The 21,633-nt window shown below is 70.4% G+C and carries 16 protein-coding genes, 1 pseudogene and 1 riboswitch; of the genes and pseudogenes, 10 read left to right on the top strand and 7 right to left on the bottom strand.

The features are described from left to right. From ABD912_RS09685 to gcvT, 3 genes and pseudogenes are all read right to left on the bottom strand, one after another. A pseudogene (locus ABD912_RS09685) lies at nt 1-350 on the bottom strand (lipoyl synthase); the annotation flags it as partial. Nucleotides 351-432: 82 nt separating this feature from the next. Then, nucleotides 433-1,878, bottom strand: coding sequence for an L-serine ammonia-lyase (locus ABD912_RS09680; protein WP_345150359.1), 1,446 nt, complete (start codon nt 1,876-1,878; stop codon nt 433-435). Between the two features lie 109 nt (nt 1,879-1,987). Next, on the bottom strand, nt 1,988-3,130 hold the full coding sequence (gcvT, locus tag ABD912_RS09675) for a glycine cleavage system aminomethyltransferase GcvT (protein ID WP_345150358.1): 1,143 nt from the start codon (nt 3,128-3,130) through the stop codon (nt 1,988-1,990). Nucleotides 3,131-3,279: 149 nt separating this feature from the next. Then, nucleotides 3,280-3,375: riboswitch (glycine riboswitch) on the bottom strand. Nucleotides 3,376-3,619: 244 nt separating this feature from the next. Between gcvT and ABD912_RS09670 the strand changes: the two genes are divergently transcribed. From ABD912_RS09670 to ABD912_RS09655, 4 genes are all read left to right on the top strand, one after another. Continuing rightward, the gene (locus ABD912_RS09670) at nt 3,620-5,092 is read left to right on the top strand and encodes a PucR family transcriptional regulator (RefSeq protein WP_345150357.1); all 1,473 of its coding nucleotides are present in this window, start codon (nt 3,620-3,622) and stop codon (nt 5,090-5,092) included. A 231-nt stretch (nt 5,093-5,323) separates the two neighbouring features. Next, a complete protein-coding gene (locus ABD912_RS09665; protein WP_345150355.1) occupies nt 5,324-6,694 on the top strand; it encodes an MFS transporter in 1,371 nt (456 codons plus the stop codon). Between the two features lie 21 nt (nt 6,695-6,715). Continuing rightward, complete coding sequence (locus ABD912_RS09660; RefSeq protein ID WP_345150353.1) at nt 6,716-7,987, top strand: flavin monoamine oxidase family protein; 1,272 nt, start codon at nt 6,716-6,718, stop codon at nt 7,985-7,987. Continuing rightward, nucleotides 7,984-8,349, top strand: a complete 366-nt coding sequence (locus ABD912_RS09655) for a cupin domain-containing protein (RefSeq protein ID WP_345150351.1) — start codon at nt 7,984-7,986, stop codon at nt 8,347-8,349. The genes ABD912_RS09660 and ABD912_RS09655 overlap by 4 nt, the downstream gene beginning before the upstream one ends. Before the next feature lie 126 nt (nt 8,350-8,475). On the opposite strand, the gene ABD912_RS09650 is transcribed toward ABD912_RS09655, so the two are convergent. The 4 genes from ABD912_RS09650 to ABD912_RS09635 all read right to left on the bottom strand — a co-directional run bounded on the left by ABD912_RS09650 (nt 8,476) and on the right by ABD912_RS09635 (nt 14,154). Then, nucleotides 8,476-8,886, bottom strand: a complete 411-nt coding sequence (locus ABD912_RS09650; protein ID WP_345150349.1) for a phage holin family protein — start codon at nt 8,884-8,886, stop codon at nt 8,476-8,478. Nucleotides 8,887-8,947: 61 nt separating this feature from the next. Continuing rightward, nucleotides 8,948-10,468 (bottom strand): FAD-dependent oxidoreductase, encoded by a 1,521-nt coding sequence (locus ABD912_RS09645; RefSeq protein ID WP_345150347.1) that lies wholly within the window; start codon nt 10,466-10,468, stop codon nt 8,948-8,950. After that, nucleotides 10,465-12,741 (bottom strand): molybdopterin oxidoreductase family protein, encoded by a 2,277-nt coding sequence (locus ABD912_RS09640; RefSeq protein WP_345150345.1) that lies wholly within the window; start codon nt 12,739-12,741, stop codon nt 10,465-10,467. Before ABD912_RS09640 ends, ABD912_RS09645 begins: the two co-directional genes overlap by 4 nt. 3 nt (nt 12,742-12,744) lie before the next feature. Further along, nucleotides 12,745-14,154, bottom strand: coding sequence for an MFS transporter (locus ABD912_RS09635; protein WP_425548042.1), 1,410 nt, complete (start codon nt 14,152-14,154; stop codon nt 12,745-12,747). A gap of 189 nt (nt 14,155-14,343) precedes the next feature. Here ABD912_RS09635 and ABD912_RS09630 point away from each other — a divergent pair, with 189 nt between their 5' ends. From ABD912_RS09630 to ABD912_RS09605, 6 genes are all read left to right on the top strand, one after another. Further along, a complete protein-coding gene (locus ABD912_RS09630) occupies nt 14,344-15,465 on the top strand; it encodes a histidinol-phosphate transaminase (protein ID WP_345150343.1) in 1,122 nt (373 codons plus the stop codon). Nucleotides 15,466-15,697: 232 nt separating this feature from the next. After that, a complete protein-coding gene (gene pdhA / locus ABD912_RS09625; RefSeq protein WP_345150373.1) occupies nt 15,698-16,819 on the top strand; it encodes a pyruvate dehydrogenase (acetyl-transferring) E1 component subunit alpha in 1,122 nt (373 codons plus the stop codon). Beyond that, nucleotides 16,816-17,790 carry an alpha-ketoacid dehydrogenase subunit beta gene (locus ABD912_RS09620; RefSeq protein WP_345150342.1) on the top strand — a complete coding sequence of 325 codons (975 nt, stop codon included), beginning with the start codon at nt 16,816-16,818 and terminating at the stop codon, nt 17,788-17,790. Before pdhA ends, ABD912_RS09620 begins: the two co-directional genes overlap by 4 nt. A gap of 9 nt (nt 17,791-17,799) precedes the next feature. Beyond that, nucleotides 17,800-19,272 carry a dihydrolipoamide acetyltransferase family protein gene (locus tag ABD912_RS09615; protein ID WP_345150340.1) on the top strand — a complete coding sequence of 491 codons (1,473 nt, stop codon included), beginning with the start codon at nt 17,800-17,802 and terminating at the stop codon, nt 19,270-19,272. Nucleotides 19,273-19,553: 281 nt separating this feature from the next. After that, the gene (locus tag ABD912_RS09610) at nt 19,554-20,447 is read left to right on the top strand and encodes a LysR substrate-binding domain-containing protein (protein ID WP_345150339.1); all 894 of its coding nucleotides are present in this window, start codon (nt 19,554-19,556) and stop codon (nt 20,445-20,447) included. After that, a complete protein-coding gene (locus ABD912_RS09605) occupies nt 20,444-21,547 on the top strand; it encodes a mandelate racemase/muconate lactonizing enzyme family protein (RefSeq protein ID WP_345150338.1) in 1,104 nt (367 codons plus the stop codon). Before ABD912_RS09610 ends, ABD912_RS09605 begins: the two co-directional genes overlap by 4 nt. Nucleotides 21,548-21,633 lie beyond the last annotated feature (86 nt).

Here is a 21,633-nt window from a genome sequence, read left to right as displayed (position 1 = left end):
TAGCGCAGCCCCATCTGCTTGACGGACTGGGCGACCTTGAACGGTTCGGCCCGGTCCAGGGCCGCGGGCTTGCCGGTGTCGATCTGGCAGAAGTCGCACCGTCGGGTGCACTCGGAGCCGCCGATCAAAAACGTGGCCTCGCGGTCCTCCCAGCACTCGAAGATGTTCGGGCAGCCGGCCTCCTCGCACACGGTGTGCAGGCCCTCGGTCTTGACCAGCTTCTTCAGTTCCACGTACTCGGGGCCGATGTTGACCTTGGCCTTGATCCACTCGGGCTTGCGCTCGACCGGGGTGGCGGAGTTGCGCGCCTCGATGCGCAACAGGCGGCGGCCGTCGGGGGCCAGGCTCATGGAAGGACTCCTTCAAAAGTGGTGGCGGAACAGGCTGGATAGGAACCGGGGCAACCGGAACCACTGGGTCGGGGACGGCGGTTCAGCATTCGACGACGTTGACGGCCAGTCCGCCGCGGGCGGTTTCCTTGTACTTGTCGCTCATGTCGCGGCCGGTTTCGCGCATGGTGATGATGACCTCGTCGAGGGAAACGCGGTGCTGGCCGTCGCCCATCAGCGCCATCTTGGCGGCGTTGATGGCCTTCGCTGCGGCGATCGCGTTGCGTTCGATGCACGGGACCTGGACCAGTCCGCCGATCGGGTCGCAGGTCAGGCCGAGGTTGTGTTCCATCGCGATCTCGGCGGCGTTCTCCACCTGCTCCGGGGTGCCGCCGAGGATCTCGGCGAGGCCGGCCGCGGCCATGGAGGACGCGGAGCCGACCTCGCCCTGGCAGCCGACCTCGGCCCCGGAGATCGAGGCCTGCTCCTTGTAGAGCACGCCCACGGCTCCGGCCGCGAGCAGGAACCGCGCCACGACCTCCTCCTGCTCCGCCCGGGTGCGCGAGGTGGCGCCCGGGGCGTAGTGCGTGGCGTAGAACAGCACGGCCGGGATGATGCCTGCGGCCCCGTTGGTGGGAGCGGTGACCACCCGCCCGCCGGAGGCGTTCTCCTCGTTCACGGCCAGGGCCACCAGGTTCACCCACTCCTGCCAAAACACGGGGTCGCGGTGCGGATCCTGCCCGCTCAGGCGTGCGTGCCAGGCAGGCGCCCGGCGGCGCACCCGCAGGCCTCCGGGCAGCTCGCCGGTGCGGGCCAGCGCGGAGTTCTTGCAGGCCTCCATCACGTCCCACAGGTGCACCAGGCCGGTGCGGATCTGGTCCTCGGTGCGGACGGCGAGTTCGTTGGCGTACATCACGCCACTGATGGGAAGGCCCGTGGCACGGCTGTGCCCCAGCAGTTCGGCCGCGGTGCGGAACGGGTGGGGCTGGACGGCGATCGCCGATTCGATCCGGTCCAGGACCGTGTCCTCGGCCCCCTCGCGGATGACGAACCCGCCGCCCACCGAGAACCAGGTTTGGGCCTCGAGTTCCTCGCCGTTCGGCCCCAAGGCCGCGAACCGCATCCCGTTGGTGTGGGTGGGCAGCACCGTCAGCGGGTGCAGGACCATGTCTTTCACCCCGTAGGCCAGCTCCGGCCCACCCGTTGGCGCGGGGTTCGCCCCGGCCATGGCCGGGACCTCCAGTTCCGCGCCCAGGCGCAGGAGCCCGGTCGCCTCGATGCGGCCCAGTGCCTCCTCCGCGTCGGCCGGCAGCACGGTTTCCGGGTCGAAGCCCTCCAGCCCCAGCAGCACCGCGGTGAAGGTGCCGTGTCCGTGGCCGGTCGCCGCCAGGGACCCGTAGAGGTCCACCCGCAGCCCTTCCACCCTGCCGAGCAGGCCGGTGTGGGCCAGGTGCGCCGTGAAGCTCCGGGCGGCCCGCATCGGTCCCACCGTGTGGGAACTGGACGGGCCGATGCCGACCTTGAAAAGGTCGAAGACACTAATGGCCATGGGTACTGCCTCGATTCGCGGTGGGCCCACGGGGTGTGGACGGGCTGCAGGGGTTGGGTGGCGGGTGGCTCCTGCTGGGGGAGCATGGCCGCCCGGGAGGGGTGGGGTTCTACTTCTGGCGCTTGTAGAAGGGCAGGGCGACGACCTCGAAGGGTTCGGCCTTACCGCGCAGGTCGACCTCGAGCCTGGTGCCGGGCTCGGCGAGGCCGGCGTCGACGTAGGCCAAGGCGACCGGGTATCCCAGGGTCGGGGACGGCTGGCCGGAGGTGACCTCGCCGACCACGGCGCCGTCGTTGAGGACGGGGTAGTGTGCCCGGGCCGCGCGCCGGCCCAGGCCTTTCAGGCCCACCAGCGTCCGGGCCGGGCCGGCGGCCTTCGCGGCCTCCAGGGCGGCACGGCCGACGAATCCGGCCTCCTTCTTGAAGGAGACCACCGGGCCCAGGCCGGCCTCGAAGGGGTTCGTGGCCAGGGACAGTTCGTTGCCGTACAGCGGCATCCCGGCCTCCAGGCGCAGCGAGTCGCGGCAGGCCAGTCCGGCCGGGCTGAGCCCGTGCGGCTGCCCGGCCTCAGCCAGCGCGGCCCAGAGGACAGGAGCCTGGGCGTTAGGCACGAACAGTTCGAACCCGTCCTCGCCGGTGTAGCCGGTGCGGGCCAGCAGCACGGGGATCCCGGCGACGGTGGCCTCCGCGGAGGCGTAGTAGCGCAGCCCGGTGACCTTTTCCGCCTCGGCGTCCGGGACCAGGGCCAGCATGATGGCCTCGGCGGCCGGGCCCTGGACCGCGACCAGCGAGGTGGTGGCGGAGGCGTCGGTGACTGTCACGTCGAACCCGGCGGCGCGCTCTGCCAGTTCGGCGGCGACGGTCGGGGCGTTGCCGGCGTTGGGGACCACCAGGAACCGGTCCTCCGCGAGCCGGTACACGATCAGGTCATCGATGATCCCGCCGGCAGGGGTGCAGATCAGGGAGTACTTGGCCTTGCCCACCTGCACCGCCGAGAGGTTCCCGACCAGCGCGTAGTCCAGGAACGCCGCCGCGTCCGGCCCGGCGGCCCAGACCTCGCCCATGTGGGAGAGGTCGAACAGGCCAGCGGCCTCGCGCACCGCGCGGTGCTCGGACAGTTCGGAGCCGTACTTCAGCGGCATGTCCCAGCCGCCGAAGTCGGTGAAGGATGCGCCGAGCTTGGCGTGCTCGGCGTGCAGCGATGTCTGTTTGAGGGAAACGGTGCTCACGGGGGTGGTGTCTGTGGCGGTCATGGGGAACTCCAAGGGCTAGTGCCGCACCCTGGACAGGCGCGGCATCCGAAGAAATTCCTCCCCGCCCTGTTTTGGAACCTGAGAGTTTCCGCGCAATGACTTTCTGCGCTTGCACCGTCGGTGGGCTTGTGGCCGCTTTCCAGGGTTGCCCACGGGTGGCGGTACGGGGGCCTGAGAGATTCCCGGGGAGGGAGTTGCTCCTACGGCGCCCACCGTAAACGGCGGGACTCTCCCGCCACCCATCGTTGGCTGGCCACCGCTCAACAAAGACCCGTGGCCATCTAAAACGCTACACGCCCTTTCCCGGCCAAGGCAAGGGATTGGCGTCACCGGAACCCTTGGCTCCTCGACCAGGGCGACTGCCACCTCAGCCGCTGAGGCATCCAGTACGGGAACCGGGGTTCCCATCAGTAGTCCAGGGGAGATCGAGCTTGACGGACAATTGTATGGAAGTTCACGGGGAATCAGACTCAAATACGAGGTATCGGCATGGAGCAAAACCTGAGGGTTGCGGACTTGTTGGCCATGGATGCGGCCGGCACTCGATTGATCGCCGGCGAGGGCGGGATCGAGCGCCGTGTGTTGTGGGCACACAGCTGCGAGATGCCCGAGCCCTACCGCTGGTTGGGTCCCAACGAGCTGTTGATGACCGTGGGCCTCTGCATTCCCGCAGACGGCAAGGAGCAGGCCGAGCTTGTCCGCCGCCTGGAGCATGCGGGGCTTGCGGGAATGACGGTGGGGGATGACCAGATGGCTCCCGAGCTGAGGCCGGAGATGCTTGCCGAAGCCGACCGGCTGGCCTTCCCCCTCATGATCACCCACGGTACGGTGCCCTTCGCCAGCATCGGGCGGATCGTCGCCGCAGCGAACTCGACCACGCAGACCCAGCAGGTCCTCACGCTCAGCCGGCTGTACCAGGCCGTGCTCGAGCCGCATGAGGACCGGGAGGGGTTCATGCGCGAGTTGGGCCGGATTTTCCACGTGGCCCTGTGCGCCATTGATGTCACGACCGGTGCCACGGTCCTGCCGGGCGGGCTGCAGGTAACGCCAGAGGAAGTGCGCGAGCTGGCCGCGGCGTTTGGGCGGGTGGCGGAGGGGCGCAGCATGCGGGTCGGGTCGCTGCGGCACGGAACCGTTTCCGTCTGGCAGGTTTCGACGCGCCGGCGGACGGCATTGCTCGTCGACGAGGGGCAGGGCTCGATGCTCGACTCGTTCACTCTGGTGCATCTGAGCAGGGTGGTGGCCATGGAGGCGGACCGTCGCGCCGCGGTGGCCCTGGCCGCGGCCGGACGCGGCCGTCAGGTGCTCACTGATGCGTACTCCGGTGATGCGAACTTCTCCCGGCTGGAGCAGGATGCCGCGGAGCTGGGGCTGCGGGTCGATGACCTGGTGGCCGCCGTGATGCTGCCGGAGAACGAACAGCGCATTGTCGAGTCCCTGTCGCTGGCCAACATTGCCCATGCCAGCGCCGTCCGCAAGGGCTACCTCGTCTCGCTCCTGTCTGCCGCCGACCTCGACGCCGCCCGGTCCGTCTTCGCCCTCCACGGCGTGCGCGCGGGAATCTCGCCGCGGTTCTCCCAACTCGGCGAAGTGCGCGAGGCGGCGTTGCGTGCCCAGTGGGCCCACGAGTCGGTCAGGTACGGCGCCGAGGAAGCCGTCACCTACGACGAAGCGGTGTTCTCCATTTCCCCGCGGTCCGAAAGCGAGGCCAGGGAGGTCATTGAGCACGTGCTTGGCCCGCTCCGGGACGGCAACGGGGCGGGGGCCCCGCTGTTGGAGACGCTGTGCGTATACCTGGACGAGGACCGCAACTGGGCCTCGACCGCTCAAGCCTTGGGCATCCATCGCCAGACCCTGGCCTACCGCCTTGCCCGGATCGAGAAGCTGACGGGACGCAGCCTCAAATCGACGCGCGATCTCGCCGAATTCTGGGTAGCCCGGATCGCGCTCAAGCAGGAGTGATTCCAGGGGCACCACCCGCCTGCCCCAAATCCTGGCCGTCTCATGGTTCTTCTGGGGACGTCGGCCCAAGTCACGGCGGCCGTCCTGTACTTCAAGACGGAATGAACCGTGCCCTTGGTACTGATGTACGTGAAACGCGCGCCTGTGAGCCACCTAACGTTGATGCGGGTCTTGGGTCACATCAACGGCCCGGTTCCAGTTCCTAGGTTGCATCTCTTGAAGGAGGGTCCCGTGGACGCATTCCGCGTGATCGACAACGCGCCGACGACGAAGTTCCACCGCAAACTGCTTATCGCGTGTTGCGGCGGTCCGTTCCTCGACGGCTACGTGCTTAGCTTGATCGGCGTTGCGATGCTTGGCTTCGCCGAAGACATTCCCGCCACTCCTGGCCAAATGGGGCTGATCGGCGCCGCCTCCCTGATCGGCATCTTCTTTGGCGCGACCCTCTTCGGGGCGCTGACCGACCGGATTGGCCGGGAGAAGATGTACGCCCTCGACCTGACGGTCCTGGTGGCCTCGTGTGCGCTCACCGCCTTCATCACCGACGCGTGGCAACTCATCGTCCTGCGCTTCATTCTGGGCCTGGCCATCGGCGCGGACTACCCCATCGCGACATCGCTGTTGACGGAGTTCACGCCGGCCAAGCGGCGCGGCTACATGATTGGTCTTTCCGGACTTGCCTGGTCCCTCGGCGCCATGACCGCCTTTGTGGTCGGCTTCGTGATGGTCTCGCTGTCCGGAGGCCACGATCTTTGGCGCTGGATGCTCTTCAGCGGCGCAATCCTGGGCATCATCATCGTTCTGATGCGCCGCGGCATTCCCGAATCCCCGCGCTGGCTGGTGGGCAAGGGGCGCGTGAGGGAAGCGGAGGATGTCATCCGCAAGGTCTATGGCGTGGACGTCGACCTATCCACCGCCGCCGTGGACTCCGGGTCCCAGCGCCGGTCCGGGCTGGCCGATCTGCGCATGCTGGTGACCGGCGGCTATCTCAAGCGCACCATCATGTGCGGCACGCTCTACTTCGCCCAGATCACGCCGCAATACGCCCTCTACACTTTCGGCTCGCTGATTCTCCTCACCGCAGGCATCAAGGGCGAAGACGCCGGCACCCTGGGCGAACTGGTGATCGCCGCCCTCTTCGCCATTGGCGTCATCCCCGCGCTGCGGCTGATCGAGACCTGGGGCCGCCGCCCCATGACCGTGGTTCCGTTTGCCCTGATGGCCGTTGCGCTGCTCGGCCTGGGGCTGTGGGCCGATGCCCCGGCCTGGTTCGTCATCGCTGCCTTCGCCTTCTACGCCCTGTCTTCCGGCGGACCGAGCGTGCTCGAGTGGATCTACCCGAACGAACTGTTTCCGACCGAGGTGCGCGCGACCGCCGTCGGCCTGGCCGTGGGCATTTCCCGCATCGGCGCCGCCACCGGCACCTACCTGCTGCCCATCGGTATCAGCACCATCGGCCTTCAGGCAACGCTGCTCATCGGCGCCGCCGTCACCGTGCTCGCCTTCGTCATCTGCCTTGCCTGGGCGCCCGAAACGAAGGGCCGCTCCTTGGCCGAGACCTCCAGCCTCTCCACCCGTACCCCTGATCCCAGCCTCGTCTGACGCGGCGGAAAGCGAACAATAATGGCAGAGAACCAAGTCACTTCAGTGGCCGTCATTGGGGCCGGTTTTGCGGGTCTGTCCGCGGCCACCCGCCTGATGGACGCCGGCTGCGACGTAACCGTCCTCGAGGCCCGCGACCGGGTCGGCGGGCGCGTATGGTCCTCCCGGGTGGGCACCCCCTCCGGCCGCGAGGCCACCATCGAACACGGTGCAGAATTCGTGCTCTCGGGATACGACGAGCTGCGCGAAATCGCCGGACGCCTGGGCCTGGACCTGGTCGATACGGGCATGAGCTACTACGTCCGTGAACTGGCCGAACACCCCGAGATCACCACGGCAGACATCGCGGCTGCCGGAGCCCGCGCCACCGCCCTGGCCCAGTCCCTCGAGGGACAGTACACGGTGGATGACGTCCTGGCCCGCATGCGTGAAGACGAGCACCTGACCGAGGCCCTGCGGTGCCGGGTGGAGATCTCCGCGGCCGTCTCCGCCTCCGAGCTGAGCCCTGGCGCGCTGAGCCAGGTCGCTTCGTTCACGGAGAAGCCGAGTTGGCGCGTGGCCGGCGGCAACCAGTCGATCGCGTTGGGCCTCAGCGGCCTGCTGGGCGACCGGATCCGGCTCAATACCCCGGTCCATGAGGTGCGTGAGACCCGCGGCGGCGTCGAGGTCGTCACGTCCGCCGGGACCGAGCGCTACGATGCGGCCGTGGTGGCGCTTCCGCTGGGCATCATCCGTTCGGGAGCCGTCCGTGTTCCGACCGCCGACGCTCGGGAAGCGTTGCTCGGCCGGGTCATTCAGGGGCACGCCGCAAAGATCCACGTACCCCTCGCCGCGCCGGCGCCAACCAGCGCCGTCATGTCGGTTCCGGGGCGCTTCTGGACCTGGACGGCGGTCGATGCCACAGGTGAAGTCGCCCCCGTGCTCAACGGCTTCATGGGCTCGCGTGCGGCCTTGGACCGCTTCCGCGTCGAAGAGTCGGCGGAGCAGTGGGCGGCTGCCGCCCGGGCATCCCGTCCCGACCTGCAGTTGGATGAAGGCACCGCCACCGTCACCACCTGGTCCACGGACCGGTACGCCCGCGGCGCCTACGCTGCGCTGCCGGCCGCGTGGGAGGCCGCCGATTCGGCCGCCCTGGAAAGCCCCATAGGCCGAGTGCATTTCGCCGGCGAATACCTGGACCCGGACTTCGTCGGTCTCATGGAAGGCGCGCTCCGTTCCGGACGCCGCGCTGCCGAGGCCATTGGTGCAACGGGGGCCATCAGCGCACCCGTGGCCGTGGAGGTGGGCGCATGATCACCAACGACACCCTTGCGCACGTCAACGTGGCGGACCTGGACTGGCCGGAGGCCGTGGAAATCGCGGCCGACCGGATCAGTGAAGGCGCCCCGGTCGCGCGTACCTTCGTCCTGGATGCAGGCCCCCGGCATGAGGTCGGCTACTGGAGGATCACGCCCGGGCGCTTCACCACGGTGCACAGCGGCTACCTCGAGTTCATCCAGATCCTGTCCGGCCGCGGCGCGCTCATCCACGCCAACGGGGAACGCACCGAACTGCGGCCGGGCGTTGCCTGTGCGATGGGCGACGGCTGGAACGGCGAATGGCTCGTGGAGGAGGAACTGACCAAGGCGTACACCATCGTTCCGACGGGCGCCTGAGCCTTCCGCCCCCGCACGCGGTACCGGCGTCGCTCCGATGCACCGTGCCGCAGCGAGGCCCCTGCCGCATGATCCTGCGGCAGGGGCCTCGTTCAGCTCCGACTCGGCCCCGGAACGGGGCCCGCCCTACTCGCCCCGGTCGAACCGGTCGGGGACCAGCCAGCCGATGATCGCCGAGACGATGGCGATCACGATCGATCCGAACACGGCGTCCCAGAAAAACGTGTCCACGTGGAAGCCGACCGGGGTGAACGAGGTGATCCAGGACGTCAGCATGAGCATGGCGGCGTTGATGACGATCGCGAACAGGCCCAGGGTCAGGCAGGTGATGGGCAGCGCGAGCAGGGACACGATGGGCCGCACGATCGCATTGACCAGGCCGAAGAGCAGGCCCACGAACAGGTAGCTGAGCACCGTGAAGGCAAGCGAGGGATCCGCCCCGGCAACCTCGGACCCGATCCGGATGCCGGGGATGAGCCAGGCGGCGACGGCCAGGGCCACGGCATTGACGACGACGCGAATCAGGAAACCCACCATGGGCCTATCCTGCCAGACGCGGACGCCCACGTCAGGCCGGTGGCCCATGGCGGGCGGGGTTTCAGGCGGGGCTGACCGCGGAGGCCAGCAGGGCCTCGATCTTGTCCCGGCACCCGCCGCAGCCGGTGCCGGCGCGGCAGGATGCGCCGACCTGCTCCACGGTGGAGCAGCCTTCGCCGACGGCGTGCTGGACCTGGCCGTGGGTGGCTCCGCTGCAGCGGCACAGGACGTCGTCCGGGCCGGCCGGGGCCGAAGGCAGGGACATCGCCGCGTCGTCGAGCCGGAAGAGCGTGGAGCGGTCGGCTGGCAGTTCGGCGCCGCGTTCGTAGAGCAGGACGAGCTCCGCCGCGGTGCGCGGCATGCCGACCGCCACGAAGCCCACCAGCACCCCGTCGACCGTGGCCATCTTGCAGTACCGTCCCTGCGCCGGGTCGGCCCAGACGGCCACCCGCTGCGGGACGTCGCCCACCAGAACGGAGTCCCAAGGGCCGGCGGAGACGTCGCCGCCGGCGGCGACGTCGACCCCGCGGGCCTTGAGCAGGATAACGCCCGGGCGCTCCGCTGCCGGGGGCTCCACCTCGCCCGCGGCCGGCTCTGGCCCGTCGAGGAAGCTCGGGGCCGGGTGCTCCGCCAGGTAGCGGGCGAGCCACGCCGCCTGCGTCCAGCCGGGGCCGATCAGCCCGCTGGGCGGGCGTCCGTCCACGGCGGCGCAGTCGCCGATCGCGAAGACGCGGTCCTCGGTGTCCGCCCGGAGGAACGGATCCACCACGATTCCGCGATCCACCGCCAGGCCGCAGCCCTCGGCCAGTTCGGCGCGCGCCCGGACCCCGACGGAGAGCACCAGCAGGTCCCCTGCCACCACGGTTCCGTCCTCCAGTTCCAGCCCCGTGAAGCGCCCCTCGTCCAGCCGGACGGCGACCGCCTTGGCCTGGGGCACCACCTCGACGCCGGCCGCGGTGAGCGCGGCGGAGAGCAGCCGGCCGCCGTCGTGGTCCAGGGCGCGGGCCAGCGGGATGCCGCCGTGGTGCACCAGCGCGGCGCGGGCGCCCTGCTCCCGGATGGCCAAGGCCGCCTCCACGCCGAGGATGCCGCCGCCGAGCACCACCACCCGGCCGCCGGAACGCACCACCGGCAGCAGTGCCGCGGCGTCGTCGAGGTTGCGCAGCGCCACCACGCCCGGGGGCAGGTGCGGCTCCCCGTGCGGGGAGAAGTCCAGCCCGCGCAGCACCGGCACCACCGCACGGGCGCCGGTGGCGAAGACGAGCCGGTCGTAGGGCAGCGTGCTGCCGTCGGAGAGCAGGACGGTGCGGCGGGCGCGGTCCACGCGCCGGGCCGCGGTCCCGAGGCGAACCTCGACGCCCTCGGCCGCCAGGTCCTCCGCGTCGGCCAGCGCCACGGCCTCCGGGGCGGTCCGGCCGGTGCCCACGTCGGCGATCAGGACACGGTTGTACGCGGCGTGCGCCTCGGCGCCGACGACCGTCACCAGGACCCGGCCGGCGCGGAGCGCGGGCAGGAGGTCCTCGACCAGCCGTGCGGCCACGGGACCGAAGCCCAGCACCACGATCCGCTCGGGCGCGCTCATCGTGCGGCCTCCACCAGCGGGCGGGCCGCGGCCTCCGCGGCAGAGCGAGGCCCGGCGTCCGGAAGGGCGCCGACGGGCAGGGGAGAAAGGGACACTGAGGCGTTCTTGAAACCTGGCATGGAACTCACTGGGTCGGTCGCGGAGGAGGTCAGGAGGTTGGCGCTGGCGTCGCCGGCGAAGTGGAAGGGAAGGAAGACGCAGTCGGTGCGCATCCCGGCGTCCAGCGCGGCGCGGGCCACCACGCGCCCGCGCCCGTTGGAGAGCAGGACCAGGTCGCCGTCGGCGATGCCGTGGGCCAGCGCGGTCGCGGGGTGCAGTTCGGCGCGCAGTTCCGGCTGCGCGGCGTTCAACTCCGGCACGCGCCGCGTCTGGGCGCCCGACTGGTAGTGCTCCAGCAGGCGTCCGGTCAGCAGGGTCAGGGTGCCCGGCAGGTTCAGCTGCTCGGCGGCCGCACCAAAACGCACGGCGACCATCCGGGCCTTGCCGTCCGGGTGGGCGAACCCATCCAGAAACAGGCGCGGAGTCCCGTGCAGGGTGGGGCTGTCCACCGCAACGTGTTCGTCCGTGCCGGCGGCGGGGGAGGCGTCCGCCGGACAGGGCCAGTAGACCGCTTCCCCGGCGTCGAGCGCCGCGTAGTCGATGCCGGAGTAGTCGGCGAGCCCGCCGCGGGAGGCTTCGCGCAGTTCCTCGAAGACCTCGCGCGCATCGGTCGGGAACCGTCCCGGAGCGTCCAGCCGGCGCGCGAGCTCGGCCATGATCCACAGCTCCGACCGGGCCCCCGGCGGAGGCGTGACGGCCCGGCGGCGGCGCAGGATGCGTCCCTCCAGGTTGGTCATGGTGCCCTCCTCCTCGGCCCACTGGAGGACGGGCAGGACCACGTCCGCCTCGGCCGCGGTTTCGGAGAGGAAGAAGTCGGCGACGACGAGGAAGTCGAGCCGGCGCAACCCCTCGATGACCCGTCCGGCGTCGGGCGCGGAGACCGCCACGTTGGAACCGTGGACGAACAGCATCCGCGGGCCGCCGGGCAGCCCCAGGCTGTGCAGCAGTTCGGTGGCGGGCACGCCCGGGCCGGGGATGAGGGACTCGTCCACGCCCCAGGCGGCCGCCACGTGGGCCCGGTGCGCCGGGTCGGTGATCTTCCGGTACCCGGGCAGCTGGTCCGACTTCTGGCCGTGCTCGCGCCCGCCCTGCCCGTTGCCCTGCCCGGTGAGGGTGCCGAAGCCGCCCGCTCGGGTGCCGGGCAGCCCCAGCAGCAGGGCCAGGTTGATCGCGGCGGTGGTGGTGTCGGTGCCGTTGACGTGCTGCTCCACGCCGCGGCCGGTCAGCACGTAGACGGGGGCCCCGCCGGCGCGGGCGGCCCGGGCGGTCTCCGCCAGCCGGCGGGCGGCCGTGCGCAGCAGGGCGGCGGGAACGCCGGTGGTGGCCTGCACGCGTTCGGGCCACCAGGGGGCGACGGAACGGGCGACGGCGTCCCGGCCGACGGTCCGCCGGGCCAGGTAGTCCTCGTCGGCCAGGCCCTCGGCGAGCACCACGTGCGCCAGGCCGAGCAGCAGCGGCAGGTCCGTGCCGGGGGTCGGCTGCAGGTGGAGCCCGGCGCCGTCCTCGGACAGCCGGGCGGTGGCGGAGCGGCGGGGGTCGACGACGATCAGCCCGCCGGCGTCGCGGGCGCCCTGCAGGTGCCGCACGAACGGCGGCATGGTCTCGGCGACGTTCGAGCCGAGCAGCAGGATGGCGCCGGCGCCGCCGAGGTCGGTCAGCGGGAACGGCAGGCCGCGGTCCAGCCCGAAGGACCGGTTGCCGGCCGCCGCGGCCGAGGACATGCAGAAGCGTCCGTTGTAGTCGATCAGCCGCGTGCCCAGCGCCAGCCGCGCGAACTTCCCCAGCTGGTAGGCCTTCTCATTGGTCAGGCCGCCGGCGCCGAAGACGGCGACCGCGTCCGCGCCGTGGGCGGTGCGCAACGCGCGCACCTTCGCGGCGACCAGGTCCAGCACCTCGTCCCAGGCCGCCGGCCGCAGCACCCCGTCGGGACCGCGCAGCAGCGGCTCGACGATGCGGTCCGCGGCGCCCAGTAGCTGCGCGGAGGACCATCCCTTGCGGCACAGGGCGCCGCCGTTGGTCGGGAACTGCCGGGGCTCGACGCCGGCGCCGCGGTCCGGGGACCCGCCCGCCGGGCCCCCGGCCGCGGGGCCGGGGGAGACGGACATGGCGCATTGCAGGGCGCAGTAGGGGCAGTGGGTGGGGGTGCTTGCGGGGGTGGAGCCGGCCTGGGGCATGGGCTAGACCCCCTGCCGGGCGAAGACGGTGCCGGGGCGCAGGTAGCAGAACCAGGCCAGTCCCAGCAGGAGGAGGTAGGTCGCGACGAACCCGACGAACGCCGGGATGTAGCCGCCGGTGGCGGTGGCGGACAGGCCCAGCACCTGCGGGATGAGGAAGCCGCCGTAGGCGCCGATGGCCGAGACCAGGCCCAGCGCGGCGGAGGCCTTGCGCTCCGGACCCACCGCGTCGGCGTTCTCCACCGAGCGCAGGGAGAAGACCGTGGGAATCATCTTGTAGGTGGAACCGTTGCCGATGCCGCTGGAGGCGAAGAGCAGCATGAACAGGAACAGGAAGAGCCAGAAGTTGCCCAGCGGCAGCGTGGCGATGACGGCGACCGTGATCGTGGCCATGGCGGCGAACGCCGTCACGGTGATCCGTGCCCCGCCGATCCGATCCGCCAGGCGGCCGCCCAGCGGGCGGGACAGGGAGCCCACCAGCGGGCCGAGGAAGGACAGCGACAGGGCTGCCCCGGCGACGGCGAAGCTGGAGAACTCGGGGAAGGTGTCCTTGATCAGCTTGGGGAAGACGGCGGAGAAGCCGATGAACGAGCCGAAGGTGCCGATGTAGAGCAGGGAGATGATCCACAGGTGCGGTTCGCGCAGCGCGGCCAGGGATCCGGCGACGTCGCCCTTGGCGTGGCTGAGGTTGTGCATGTACTTCCAGGCGCCCCAGGCGGCCAGCAGGATCAGCGGGATCCAGATCAGCCCGGCCATGGGAAGGTTCAGCGTGCCGGCGGCGAAGACGGTGATGGCCACCGGGACCACGAGCTGCGCGACGGCGGCCCCCAGGTTGCCGCCCGCTGCGTTCAGCCCCAGCGCCCAGCCCTTTTCCCGGGCCGGGTAGAAGTAGGTGATGTTGGCCATCGAGCTGGCGAAGTTGCCGCCGCCGAAGCCGGCCATTCCGGCCAGCACCAGCAGCGCCCAGAAGGGGGTGGTGGGCGTGGAGACGGCCAAGGCCATGCCGCCGGCCGGCAGCAGGAGCAGCAGCGCGGAGACGATCGTCCAGTTTCGGCCGCCGAAGCGGGCGACCATGAAGGTGTAGGGGATGCGCAGCGTCGCGCCGACGAGGCTGGGCATCGAGATCAGCCAGAAGATCTCGCCGGTGCTCAGCTGGAAGCCGGCGGCCGGGAGGTTGATCGCAACGATCGACCACAGCTGCCAGACCACAAAGCCGAGGAACTCGCAGAAGATCGACCATTTGAGGTTCAGCGCCGCCGTCGCGCGGCCGACGCCCTCCCAGAAGACGCTGTTTTCGGCGTTCCAGTTGTCGACCCACCGACCGCGGCGCACCTGGAGCACCGGCGGGTTTCCGGCCGATACGGGGGCGCCGGGTGGCTGCTGGACGCCTGTGTGCATCTGATCCGTCGTCATGCGATCTCCCGGGTGTCGTGTGTTCGTTTCCCCTCTACAGTCCCAAGCGCATGTTGCAGCGATGCGCAGTGAATGTTGCGATTAGCGAAACCGTGCTTCACGCCACCCCGGAAATGCTGTGAGGTCGCGTCCCGGGGCCCGGCATCCCGGCGCGCGGCCCCAAGCGCGTCGGCGCTAGGCTAAGACCTTATGAGCATCGAGAACACCGCCCCTTCCGCCGAGGTGCAGCCCCGTCCCGTGGTGGGGCGCCTGCCGAAGTATGCGGCCGGCAAGCCCCCCGCGCCCGTGGAGGGGCTGGCCGCCTACAAGCTCGCCTCGAACGAGAACCCGATGCAGCCGGTGCCCGCCGTCCTTGCCGCGATCGCCGCCCAGACGGCCTACAACCGCTACCCGGACCCCCTGAGCACCAAGCTGCGCAACGCGCTCGCCGGGTTCCTGGACGTCCCGGCCGACGACGTCGTCACCGGCGCCGGCAGCCTGGGCGCGCTGACCCAGATCCTTGCCGGCTTCGCCGGGCAGAACGACGACGGCGTTCCCGACGAGGTTGTCTACGCCTGGCGCTCCTTCGAGGCCTACCCGATCTGCGTGGGCACCTCCGGCGCGGTGTCCGTGCAGGTCCCGCTGACCGCCGAGGGCCGGCACGACCTGGACGCGATGGCCGCCGCGGTCAACGAGCGCACCTCCGTGGTGCTGCTGTGCACGCCGAACAACCCGACCGGACCCGTGCTGACCACGGCCGAGGTCGAGGACTTCCTGGCCAAGGTCCCCCGCGACGTGCTGGTGGTCATCGACGAGGCCTACCAGGAGTTCGTGCGCAATCCAGAGGCCGTCGACGGGATCGAGATGTACCGCAAGCACCCGAACGTCGCCGTGCTGCGCACCTTCTCCAAGGCCCACGGCCTGGCCAACCTGCGCGTGGGCTACTCGGTCGCCCAGCAGCACATCACCCGGCACCTGCGCGTGGTCGCCACGCCGTTCGCGGTCTCCTCGGTCGCCGAGGATGCGGCCGTCGCGTCGCTGGCCCACTACGACGAAGTTGTTGAAAAGGTACAAAGCCTGGTAGACGAGCGCACCCGCGTGGTGGCCGGGCTGCGCGCACTCGGATGGACGATTCCGGAGGCCGAGGGCAACTTCGTGTGGCTGGCCCTGGGGAAGGATGCGCAGGAGTTTGCCCGGCTTGCCGATGAGCACGCGCTGTCCGTCCGCGCCTTCGCCAACGAGGGGGTCCGGGTCAGCATCGGCGAGGCGGAGGCCAACACGCGGTTCCTGGAAATTTGTAGCAAGTATCCAAAGGGTCCGGGGCTTAAGTAGTCGCAACCAAACCAAAAAGGGGTGCAATGAGGCCGATAGGCTAAAGGGGCATCCCACATATGCCCCCAAAGGAATGCATTCCGCAGGGAGCATATTTCCTAGTGAAGGGCTTTGACGCATGACCTCCACCCGGCAGGATTCCGCCGCTCCGGACAGCGCCGCGCCCAGCGGCGCCCTTTCCCCCAACGCAGAGGGCACGGACGCGGCGAACCAGGACACGGAGAAGCAGGGCATGGTGCAGCTGCTCGACCAAGACGGCGCCCTGCGCACGGATCCGGACTTCTCCGGCTACGTCGCGGACGTTGATGCGCAGATGCTGCGCGGGTTCTACCGCGACATGGCGCTGACCCGCCGCTTCGACCAGGAGGCGACCGCGCTCCAGCGCCAGGGCCAGCTGGCGCTGTGGGTCCCGCTGCGCGGGCAGGAGGCCGCGCAGATCGGCTCGGGGCGGGCCACCCGTCCCCACGACTACATCTTCCCCACCTACCGGGAGCACGGCGTCGCGCTGACCCGGGACGTCGACTTCCCGCAGATGCTGCGCATCTTCCGCGGCATCTCCAACGGGGGATGGGACCCGCGGGAGAACAACTTCCACATGTACACGATGGTGCTCGCGGCGCAGGTGCCGCACGCGACCGGCTACGCCATGGGTATCCAGCGCGACCAGGCCGGCTGGGACCGGGCGCGCCTGGAACGGGAGGGCACCGCCGTCGTCGCCTACTTCGGCGACGGCGCCTCCTCGGAGGGCGACGTCCACGAATCCATGGTGTTCGCCTCCAGCTACAAGTCCCCGGTGGTGTTCTTCTGCCAGAACAACCAGTGGGCCATCTCGGTGCCGACGCGTGTGCAGTCCCGGATCCCGCTGGCCGATCGGGCCAAGGGCTACGGATTCCCCGGCATCCGCGTGGACGGCAACGACGTCCTGGCGGTCCTGGCCGTCACTCGCTGGGCGCTCGAGCGCGCCCGCCGCGGCGAGGGACCGGTGCTGATCGAGGCCTTCACCTACCGCATGAGCGCACACACCACGGCGGACGACCCCACCAAGTACCGCCTGTCCGCCGAGGAAGAGGCTTGGGAGCCCAGGGACCCGCTGGTCCGCCTGGAGAAGCACCTGCGCTCGGCAGGCCACGCCGACGACGCGTTCTTCGAGGAGGTCGCCCGCGCCGGGGACGAGATGGCCGCGCGCGTCCGCGAGGAGGCGCTCGCGTTCCCGGACCCTACCCTCGAGGACTCGTTCAACAACGTCTACGCCGAAGCCCACCCCCTCATCACCGAGGAGCTGCGCTGGCACAAGGAATACGAGGCCGGGTTCGCGCAGAACCACGCAGAGGCCAGCCAGGAGGGCGCCCGATGACCACGATGACCATCGCGAAGGCGATCACGGCCGGCCTGCGCCGGGTCCTGGAGGAGAACCCCAAGTCCCTGCTGATCGGCGAGGACATCGGCAAGCTGGGCGGCGTCTACCGCGTCACCGAGGGCCTGCAGGCCGACTTCGGCGAGGACCGCGTGGTCGACTCCCCGCTGGCCGAGTCCGGCATCATCGGCACCTGCATCGGCATGGCGATCCGCGGCTACTCCCCGATCGCGGAGATCCAGTTCGACGGCTTCGTGTTCCCCGGGTTCAACCAGATCACCACCCAGCTGGCCAAGATGCGGGCCCGCTCCGAGGGCCGCTTCGGCGCGCCCGTGGTCATCCGCATCCCGTACGGCGGCGGCATCGGTTCGATCGAGCACCACTCCGAATCGCCGGAGGCGCTCTTCGCGCACACCGCGGGCCTGCGCATCATGGCCCCGTCCAACGCCCACGACGCCTACTGGATGATCCAGGAGGCGGCCGCCTCCCAGGACCCGGTGATCTTCTTCGAGCCCAAGCGCCGCTACTGGCTCAAGGGCGAGGTCGACACCGAGAACCCCGCCGCACCGGCCGCCAGCGCGCAGGTTGTGCGCCCGGGCAGCGACGCCACGATCGTCACCTACGGCCCCCTCGTGCCGGTCGCGCTGGCCGCCGCCGAGGCCGCCCAGGAGGACGGACGCAGCATCGAGGTGGTCGACCTGCGCTCGGTCAGCCCGATCGACTTCGACGCGATCGTCGAATCCGTGGAGAAGACCGGCCGCCTGGTGGTCACGCACGAGGCCCCGACCTTCGGCGGAATCGGCGGGGAGATCGCCGCGCGCGTTTCCGAGCGCGCGTTCCTGTCCATGGAGGCCCCCGCCATCCGCGTCGGCGGCTTCCACATGCCCTACCCGGTCTCCAAGGTGGAGGACCAGTACCTGCCGGACATCGACAAGCTGCTCGACGCCCTCGACCGTTCGTTCGCCTACTAGGAGCATTCCGTGAGCACGTTCAACCTGCCCGACGTCGGCGAGGGCCTCACCGAGGCGGAAATCGTTTCCTGGAAGGTGAAGCCCGGGGACACCGTGGCCATCAACCAGGTCTTCGTCGAGATCGAGACAGCCAAGTCGCTGGTCGAGCTGCCCAGCCCGTTCGCGGGCACCGTGACCGAGCTGTGCGCGGCCGAGGGCCAGACCCTGGAGGTCGGCCAGCCGCTGTTCGTCGTGGCGGAGTCGGCGGCAGTGCAGTCCTCGGCCGCACAGCCCGCGGCCGCTCCGGCGCCCATCCGCTCGCACGACACCGACCCGGAACCCGGCGTCGTCATCGACTCCCACGCGCTCGTCGAGGGCGCGGACGCCGGCGCGGCCCCGCTGGTCGGATCCGGTCCGAAGGCCGACCCGGTTCGACGCCGTCCCCGCCTCGGGCGGGCACCGGCCGTGAAGGCTCCGGCGGCGAAGGCCCCGGCCGCCGCGACCCTGTCCACCACGCCGCCGGCCACCACGACGCCGGCCGTGTCCCCTGCCGCGTCCGGCGCGGCCGGAGCCGCCGCCGTCGTTCGCTCGGCGGGACCGGCCATGGCCTCGATCCTCAACCGCGTGCTGGCCAAGCCGCCCGTGCGCAAGATCGCCAAGGAATTGGGCATCGACCTGAGCAAGGTGCCCGGCACCGGCGGCGGCGGCGAGGTCACGCGCGAGGACCTGATCTCCTACCAGGCCCAGCGCGAGGCCGAGCAGGCCGCGGCCCCGACGTTCTGGTCCCACGGCGAGCAGGAGCAGCGGATCGAGCGCCTGCCGGTCAAGGGCGTGCGCAAGGCCACCGCCAAGGCGATGGTCGAATCCGCGTTCACCGCCCCGCACGTGAGCATCTTCGTCGACGTGGACGCCTCGCGCACCATGGAGTTCGTGCAGCGGCTCAAGAAGAGCCGCGACTTCGAGGGCATCAAGGTCTCCCCGCTGCTGATCCTGGCCAAGGCGGTCATCTGGGCAGCCGCGCGCAACCCGAGCGTGAACGCGAGCTGGGTGGAGACGGAGAACGGCGCGGAGGTCCACGTCAAGCACTTCATGAACCTGGGCATCGCCGCGGCGACCCCGCGCGGGCTGCTGGTGCCGAACCTGAAAAACGCGCAGGACCTGTCCCTGAAGGAACTGGCCATCGCCCTCAACGAGCTGGCGCTGACCGCCCGCGAGGGCAAGACCAGGCCGGCGGACATGCAGAACGGCACGCTGACGATCACCAACATCGGCGCCCTGGGCATCGACATCGGCACCCCCATCATCAACCCGGGCGAGGTCGCGATCGTCGCCTTCGGCACCATCCGGCAGAAGCCGTGGGTGGTCTCCGGGGAGGTCATCCCGCGCTGGATCACCACGCTCGGGGGCTCCTTCGACCACCGCGTGGTGGACGGGGACCTCTCCGCCCGGTTCATGGCCGACGTCGCCGCGATCATGGAGGAGCCGGCGCTGCTGCTGGACTAGTCTTCCGCGGACGCTGTGGGGCAGGCGCGCTTGTCCCACAGCGCCCGTCCGCGCTTCTTGCATGACCGTGCGGCAAATGCGGCCGACGCGTCGCCATGCACGCGACGCACGGGCATGCGCTTTCTCTTCAGCCCGGGCCCCGGCTTTGATCGGTCCGGAATTCAGACGGCGAACGTCTCAATCCGGCGATATTCTATATTTCCCAAGTCAAAGTGCGCCCCCTAGGCTGGATTCGGCCCGGCTAATCCGGGCCCACGGCGAGGGCGCGGGAGGTATGGACCATGGACATCCGTCAGCTGCGCTATTTCGTCGCCGTCGCCGAGGAGCGCCACTTCGGCCGCGCCGCCCAACGCCTGCACATGGCCCAGCCGCCGCTGTCGCAGCAGATCAAGCAGCTCGAGGAACAGCTCGGCACGCAGCTGCTGGTCCGAACCACCCGCAAGGTGGACCTCACGCCCGCCGGGCAGCTGCTGCTTGAGCGCGCCCGCACCCTGCTCGGGGACCTCGAGGCCCTTGAGCAGGACGTGCGCCAGATCGGCCTCGGCGCCTCCGGCGTGCTGCGGGTCGGCTTCGCCGGAACGGCCACCTACCGGCACATGCCGGCCATCGTCCAGGCGGCGAGCGAGCGCCTGCCCGGTCTGCGCCTGAACGTGCAGGGCGAGATGCTGACCCAGCAGATGGAACTCGCGCTCGAGGAGCACAAGCTCGACGTCGCCGTGCTGCGGCCCCCGGTCAGCTCGGCCGGCCTGGAGCTGAAGTTCCTGGAGCAGGACGAACTGGTGGCCGCGCTGCCGGCGGACTTGCCGCTGGCCGCGCGCGAACGCCTCTCCGTCGCCGACCTCGCGGGGGAGCGGTTCGTCGCCTATCCCGGATTCTCCGTGGTCAACACCGTCTTCCACGAGGCCTGCCGGCAGGCCGGATTCCGCCCCAACGTGATCCAGGAGGCGCAGGAAACCTCCACGCTGCTCTCCTTCGTCGCCGCCGGGCTCGGCATCGCCCTGGTTCCGGCCGCACGGCGCATGTTCGGGCTCGAAGGCATCGTGTTCCGCCCGCTGGAGGACGCGCCCGTCGTCGGACTGGCCGTCGCCTGGCGCAAGGACAACCGCTCCGCGCTCGTCGACAACTTCGTCGCCCTCTTCGATACCCTCCCCAGCCACCGGAAGGACGCCCAATGAAGATCGAACGGATCGAGGCGATCCCCTATGCGATCCCGTACACCCACCCGCTGAAGTTCGCCTCCGGGGAGGTCGCCACGGCCGACCACGTCCTGGTGCGCGTCCACACGGACGACGGGCTCGTCGGCCAGGCCGACGCCCCGCCCCGGCCGTACACCTACGGGGAGACGCAGAAGTCCATCGCCGCGGTCATCGAGGACATCTTCAGCCCCCAGATCACCGGCCTGGACCCGTTCGACCGCTCCAAGATCCACGCCGTCATGAACCGCACCATCAACAACCAGGTGGCCAAGGGCGCCGTCGACATCGCCCTCTGGGACCTGCTCGGCAAGGCCCTGCAAACCCCCGTCCACAAGCTCCTGGGCGGCTTCACCGATTCGATGCGGGTGTCCCACATGCTCGGCTTCCGCCCCGCGGCCGAACTCCTGGAGGAGGCGCGCAGCTTCGGCGAACGCTACGGCATCACCACCTTCAAGCTGAAGGTGGGCCGCCGCCCGCTGGCGCTGGACATCGAGGCCTGCCACGTCCTGCGCGAGGGTCTCGGCGACGACGTCGACATCTACCTGGACGCGAACCGCGGCTGGACCGCCAACGAGGCGCTGGAGGTGCTGCGCCGGACGGAGGGGCTGGGCCTGTCCCTGCTCGAGGAACCCTGTGACGCGAAGGAGGCCATGAGCCGGCGCCGCCTCGTGGAGAAGTCCCCGATCCCGGTGGTCGGCGACGAGTCCGTGCCCACCGCCGGGGACGTCTCCCGCGAGCTGCTTTCCGGCGGCTGCAACGCCATCTGCATCAAGACCGCGCGCTCCGGCTTCACCGAGGCCCAGCAGATCCTGGGGCTGTGCACGGGGCTGGGCGTGGACGTCACCATGGGCAACCAGATCGACACGCAGGTCGGCTCGCTGGCGACCGTCACCTTCGGTGCGGCCTTCGAGGCCACCAGCCGCCGGGCCGGCGAACTCTCCAACTTCCTGGACATGGCCGACGACCTCCTCGCCGACCCCATCCGCATCCAGGACGGCCGCATCCGGGTGCGCACGGTCCCCGGCGTCGGCGCGGACGTGGACGAGGACAAGCTCGCGGCGTACCGTCTGGACCGGTAGCGGTCCCGCACCCCCGACGACGGCGGCCGGTGCCGTGCGCGCACGGCACCGGCTCCGCTGTCCGGCATTCGACCGGCGCCCGCTGG

Origin of the sequence: Arthrobacter ginkgonis (assembly GCF_039540195.1) — a bacterium.
Classification (GTDB): domain Bacteria; phylum Actinomycetota; class Actinomycetes; order Actinomycetales; family Micrococcaceae; genus Zafaria; species Zafaria ginkgonis.
This window is presented reverse-complemented; position numbering and strand designations above follow the sequence as displayed.

What these genes read in the sequence shown, in the direction of transcription:
- ABD912_RS09680 (WP_345150359.1), bottom strand. Translation starts at nt 1,878, where the DNA reads ATGGCCATTAGTGTCTTCGACCTTTTCAAGGTCGGCATCGGCCCGTCC.
- gcvT (WP_345150358.1), bottom strand. Translation starts at nt 3,130, where the DNA reads ATGACCGCCACAGACACCACCCCCGTGAGCACCGTTTCCCTCAAACAG.
- ABD912_RS09670 (WP_345150357.1), top strand. Translation starts at nt 3,620, where the DNA reads ATGGAGCAAAACCTGAGGGTTGCGGACTTGTTGGCCATGGATGCGGCC.
- ABD912_RS09660 (WP_345150353.1), top strand. Translation starts at nt 6,716, where the DNA reads ATGGCAGAGAACCAAGTCACTTCAGTGGCCGTCATTGGGGCCGGTTTT.
- ABD912_RS09655 (WP_345150351.1), top strand. Translation starts at nt 7,984, where the DNA reads ATGATCACCAACGACACCCTTGCGCACGTCAACGTGGCGGACCTGGAC.
- ABD912_RS09650 (WP_345150349.1), bottom strand. Translation starts at nt 8,886, where the DNA reads ATGGTGGGTTTCCTGATTCGCGTCGTCGTCAATGCCGTGGCCCTGGCC.
- ABD912_RS09645 (WP_345150347.1), bottom strand. Translation starts at nt 10,468, where the DNA reads ATGAGCGCGCCCGAGCGGATCGTGGTGCTGGGCTTCGGTCCCGTGGCC.
- ABD912_RS09640 (WP_345150345.1), bottom strand. Translation starts at nt 12,741, where the DNA reads ATGCCCCAGGCCGGCTCCACCCCCGCAAGCACCCCCACCCACTGCCCC.
- ABD912_RS09635 (WP_425548042.1), bottom strand. Translation starts at nt 14,154, where the DNA reads ATGACGACGGATCAGATGCACACAGGCGTCCAGCAGCCACCCGGCGCC.
- ABD912_RS09630 (WP_345150343.1), top strand. Translation starts at nt 14,344, where the DNA reads ATGAGCATCGAGAACACCGCCCCTTCCGCCGAGGTGCAGCCCCGTCCC.
- pdhA (WP_345150373.1), top strand. Translation starts at nt 15,698, where the DNA reads ATGGTGCAGCTGCTCGACCAAGACGGCGCCCTGCGCACGGATCCGGAC.
- ABD912_RS09620 (WP_345150342.1), top strand. Translation starts at nt 16,816, where the DNA reads ATGACCACGATGACCATCGCGAAGGCGATCACGGCCGGCCTGCGCCGG.
- ABD912_RS09610 (WP_345150339.1), top strand. Translation starts at nt 19,554, where the DNA reads ATGGACATCCGTCAGCTGCGCTATTTCGTCGCCGTCGCCGAGGAGCGC.
- ABD912_RS09605 (WP_345150338.1), top strand. Translation starts at nt 20,444, where the DNA reads ATGAAGATCGAACGGATCGAGGCGATCCCCTATGCGATCCCGTACACC.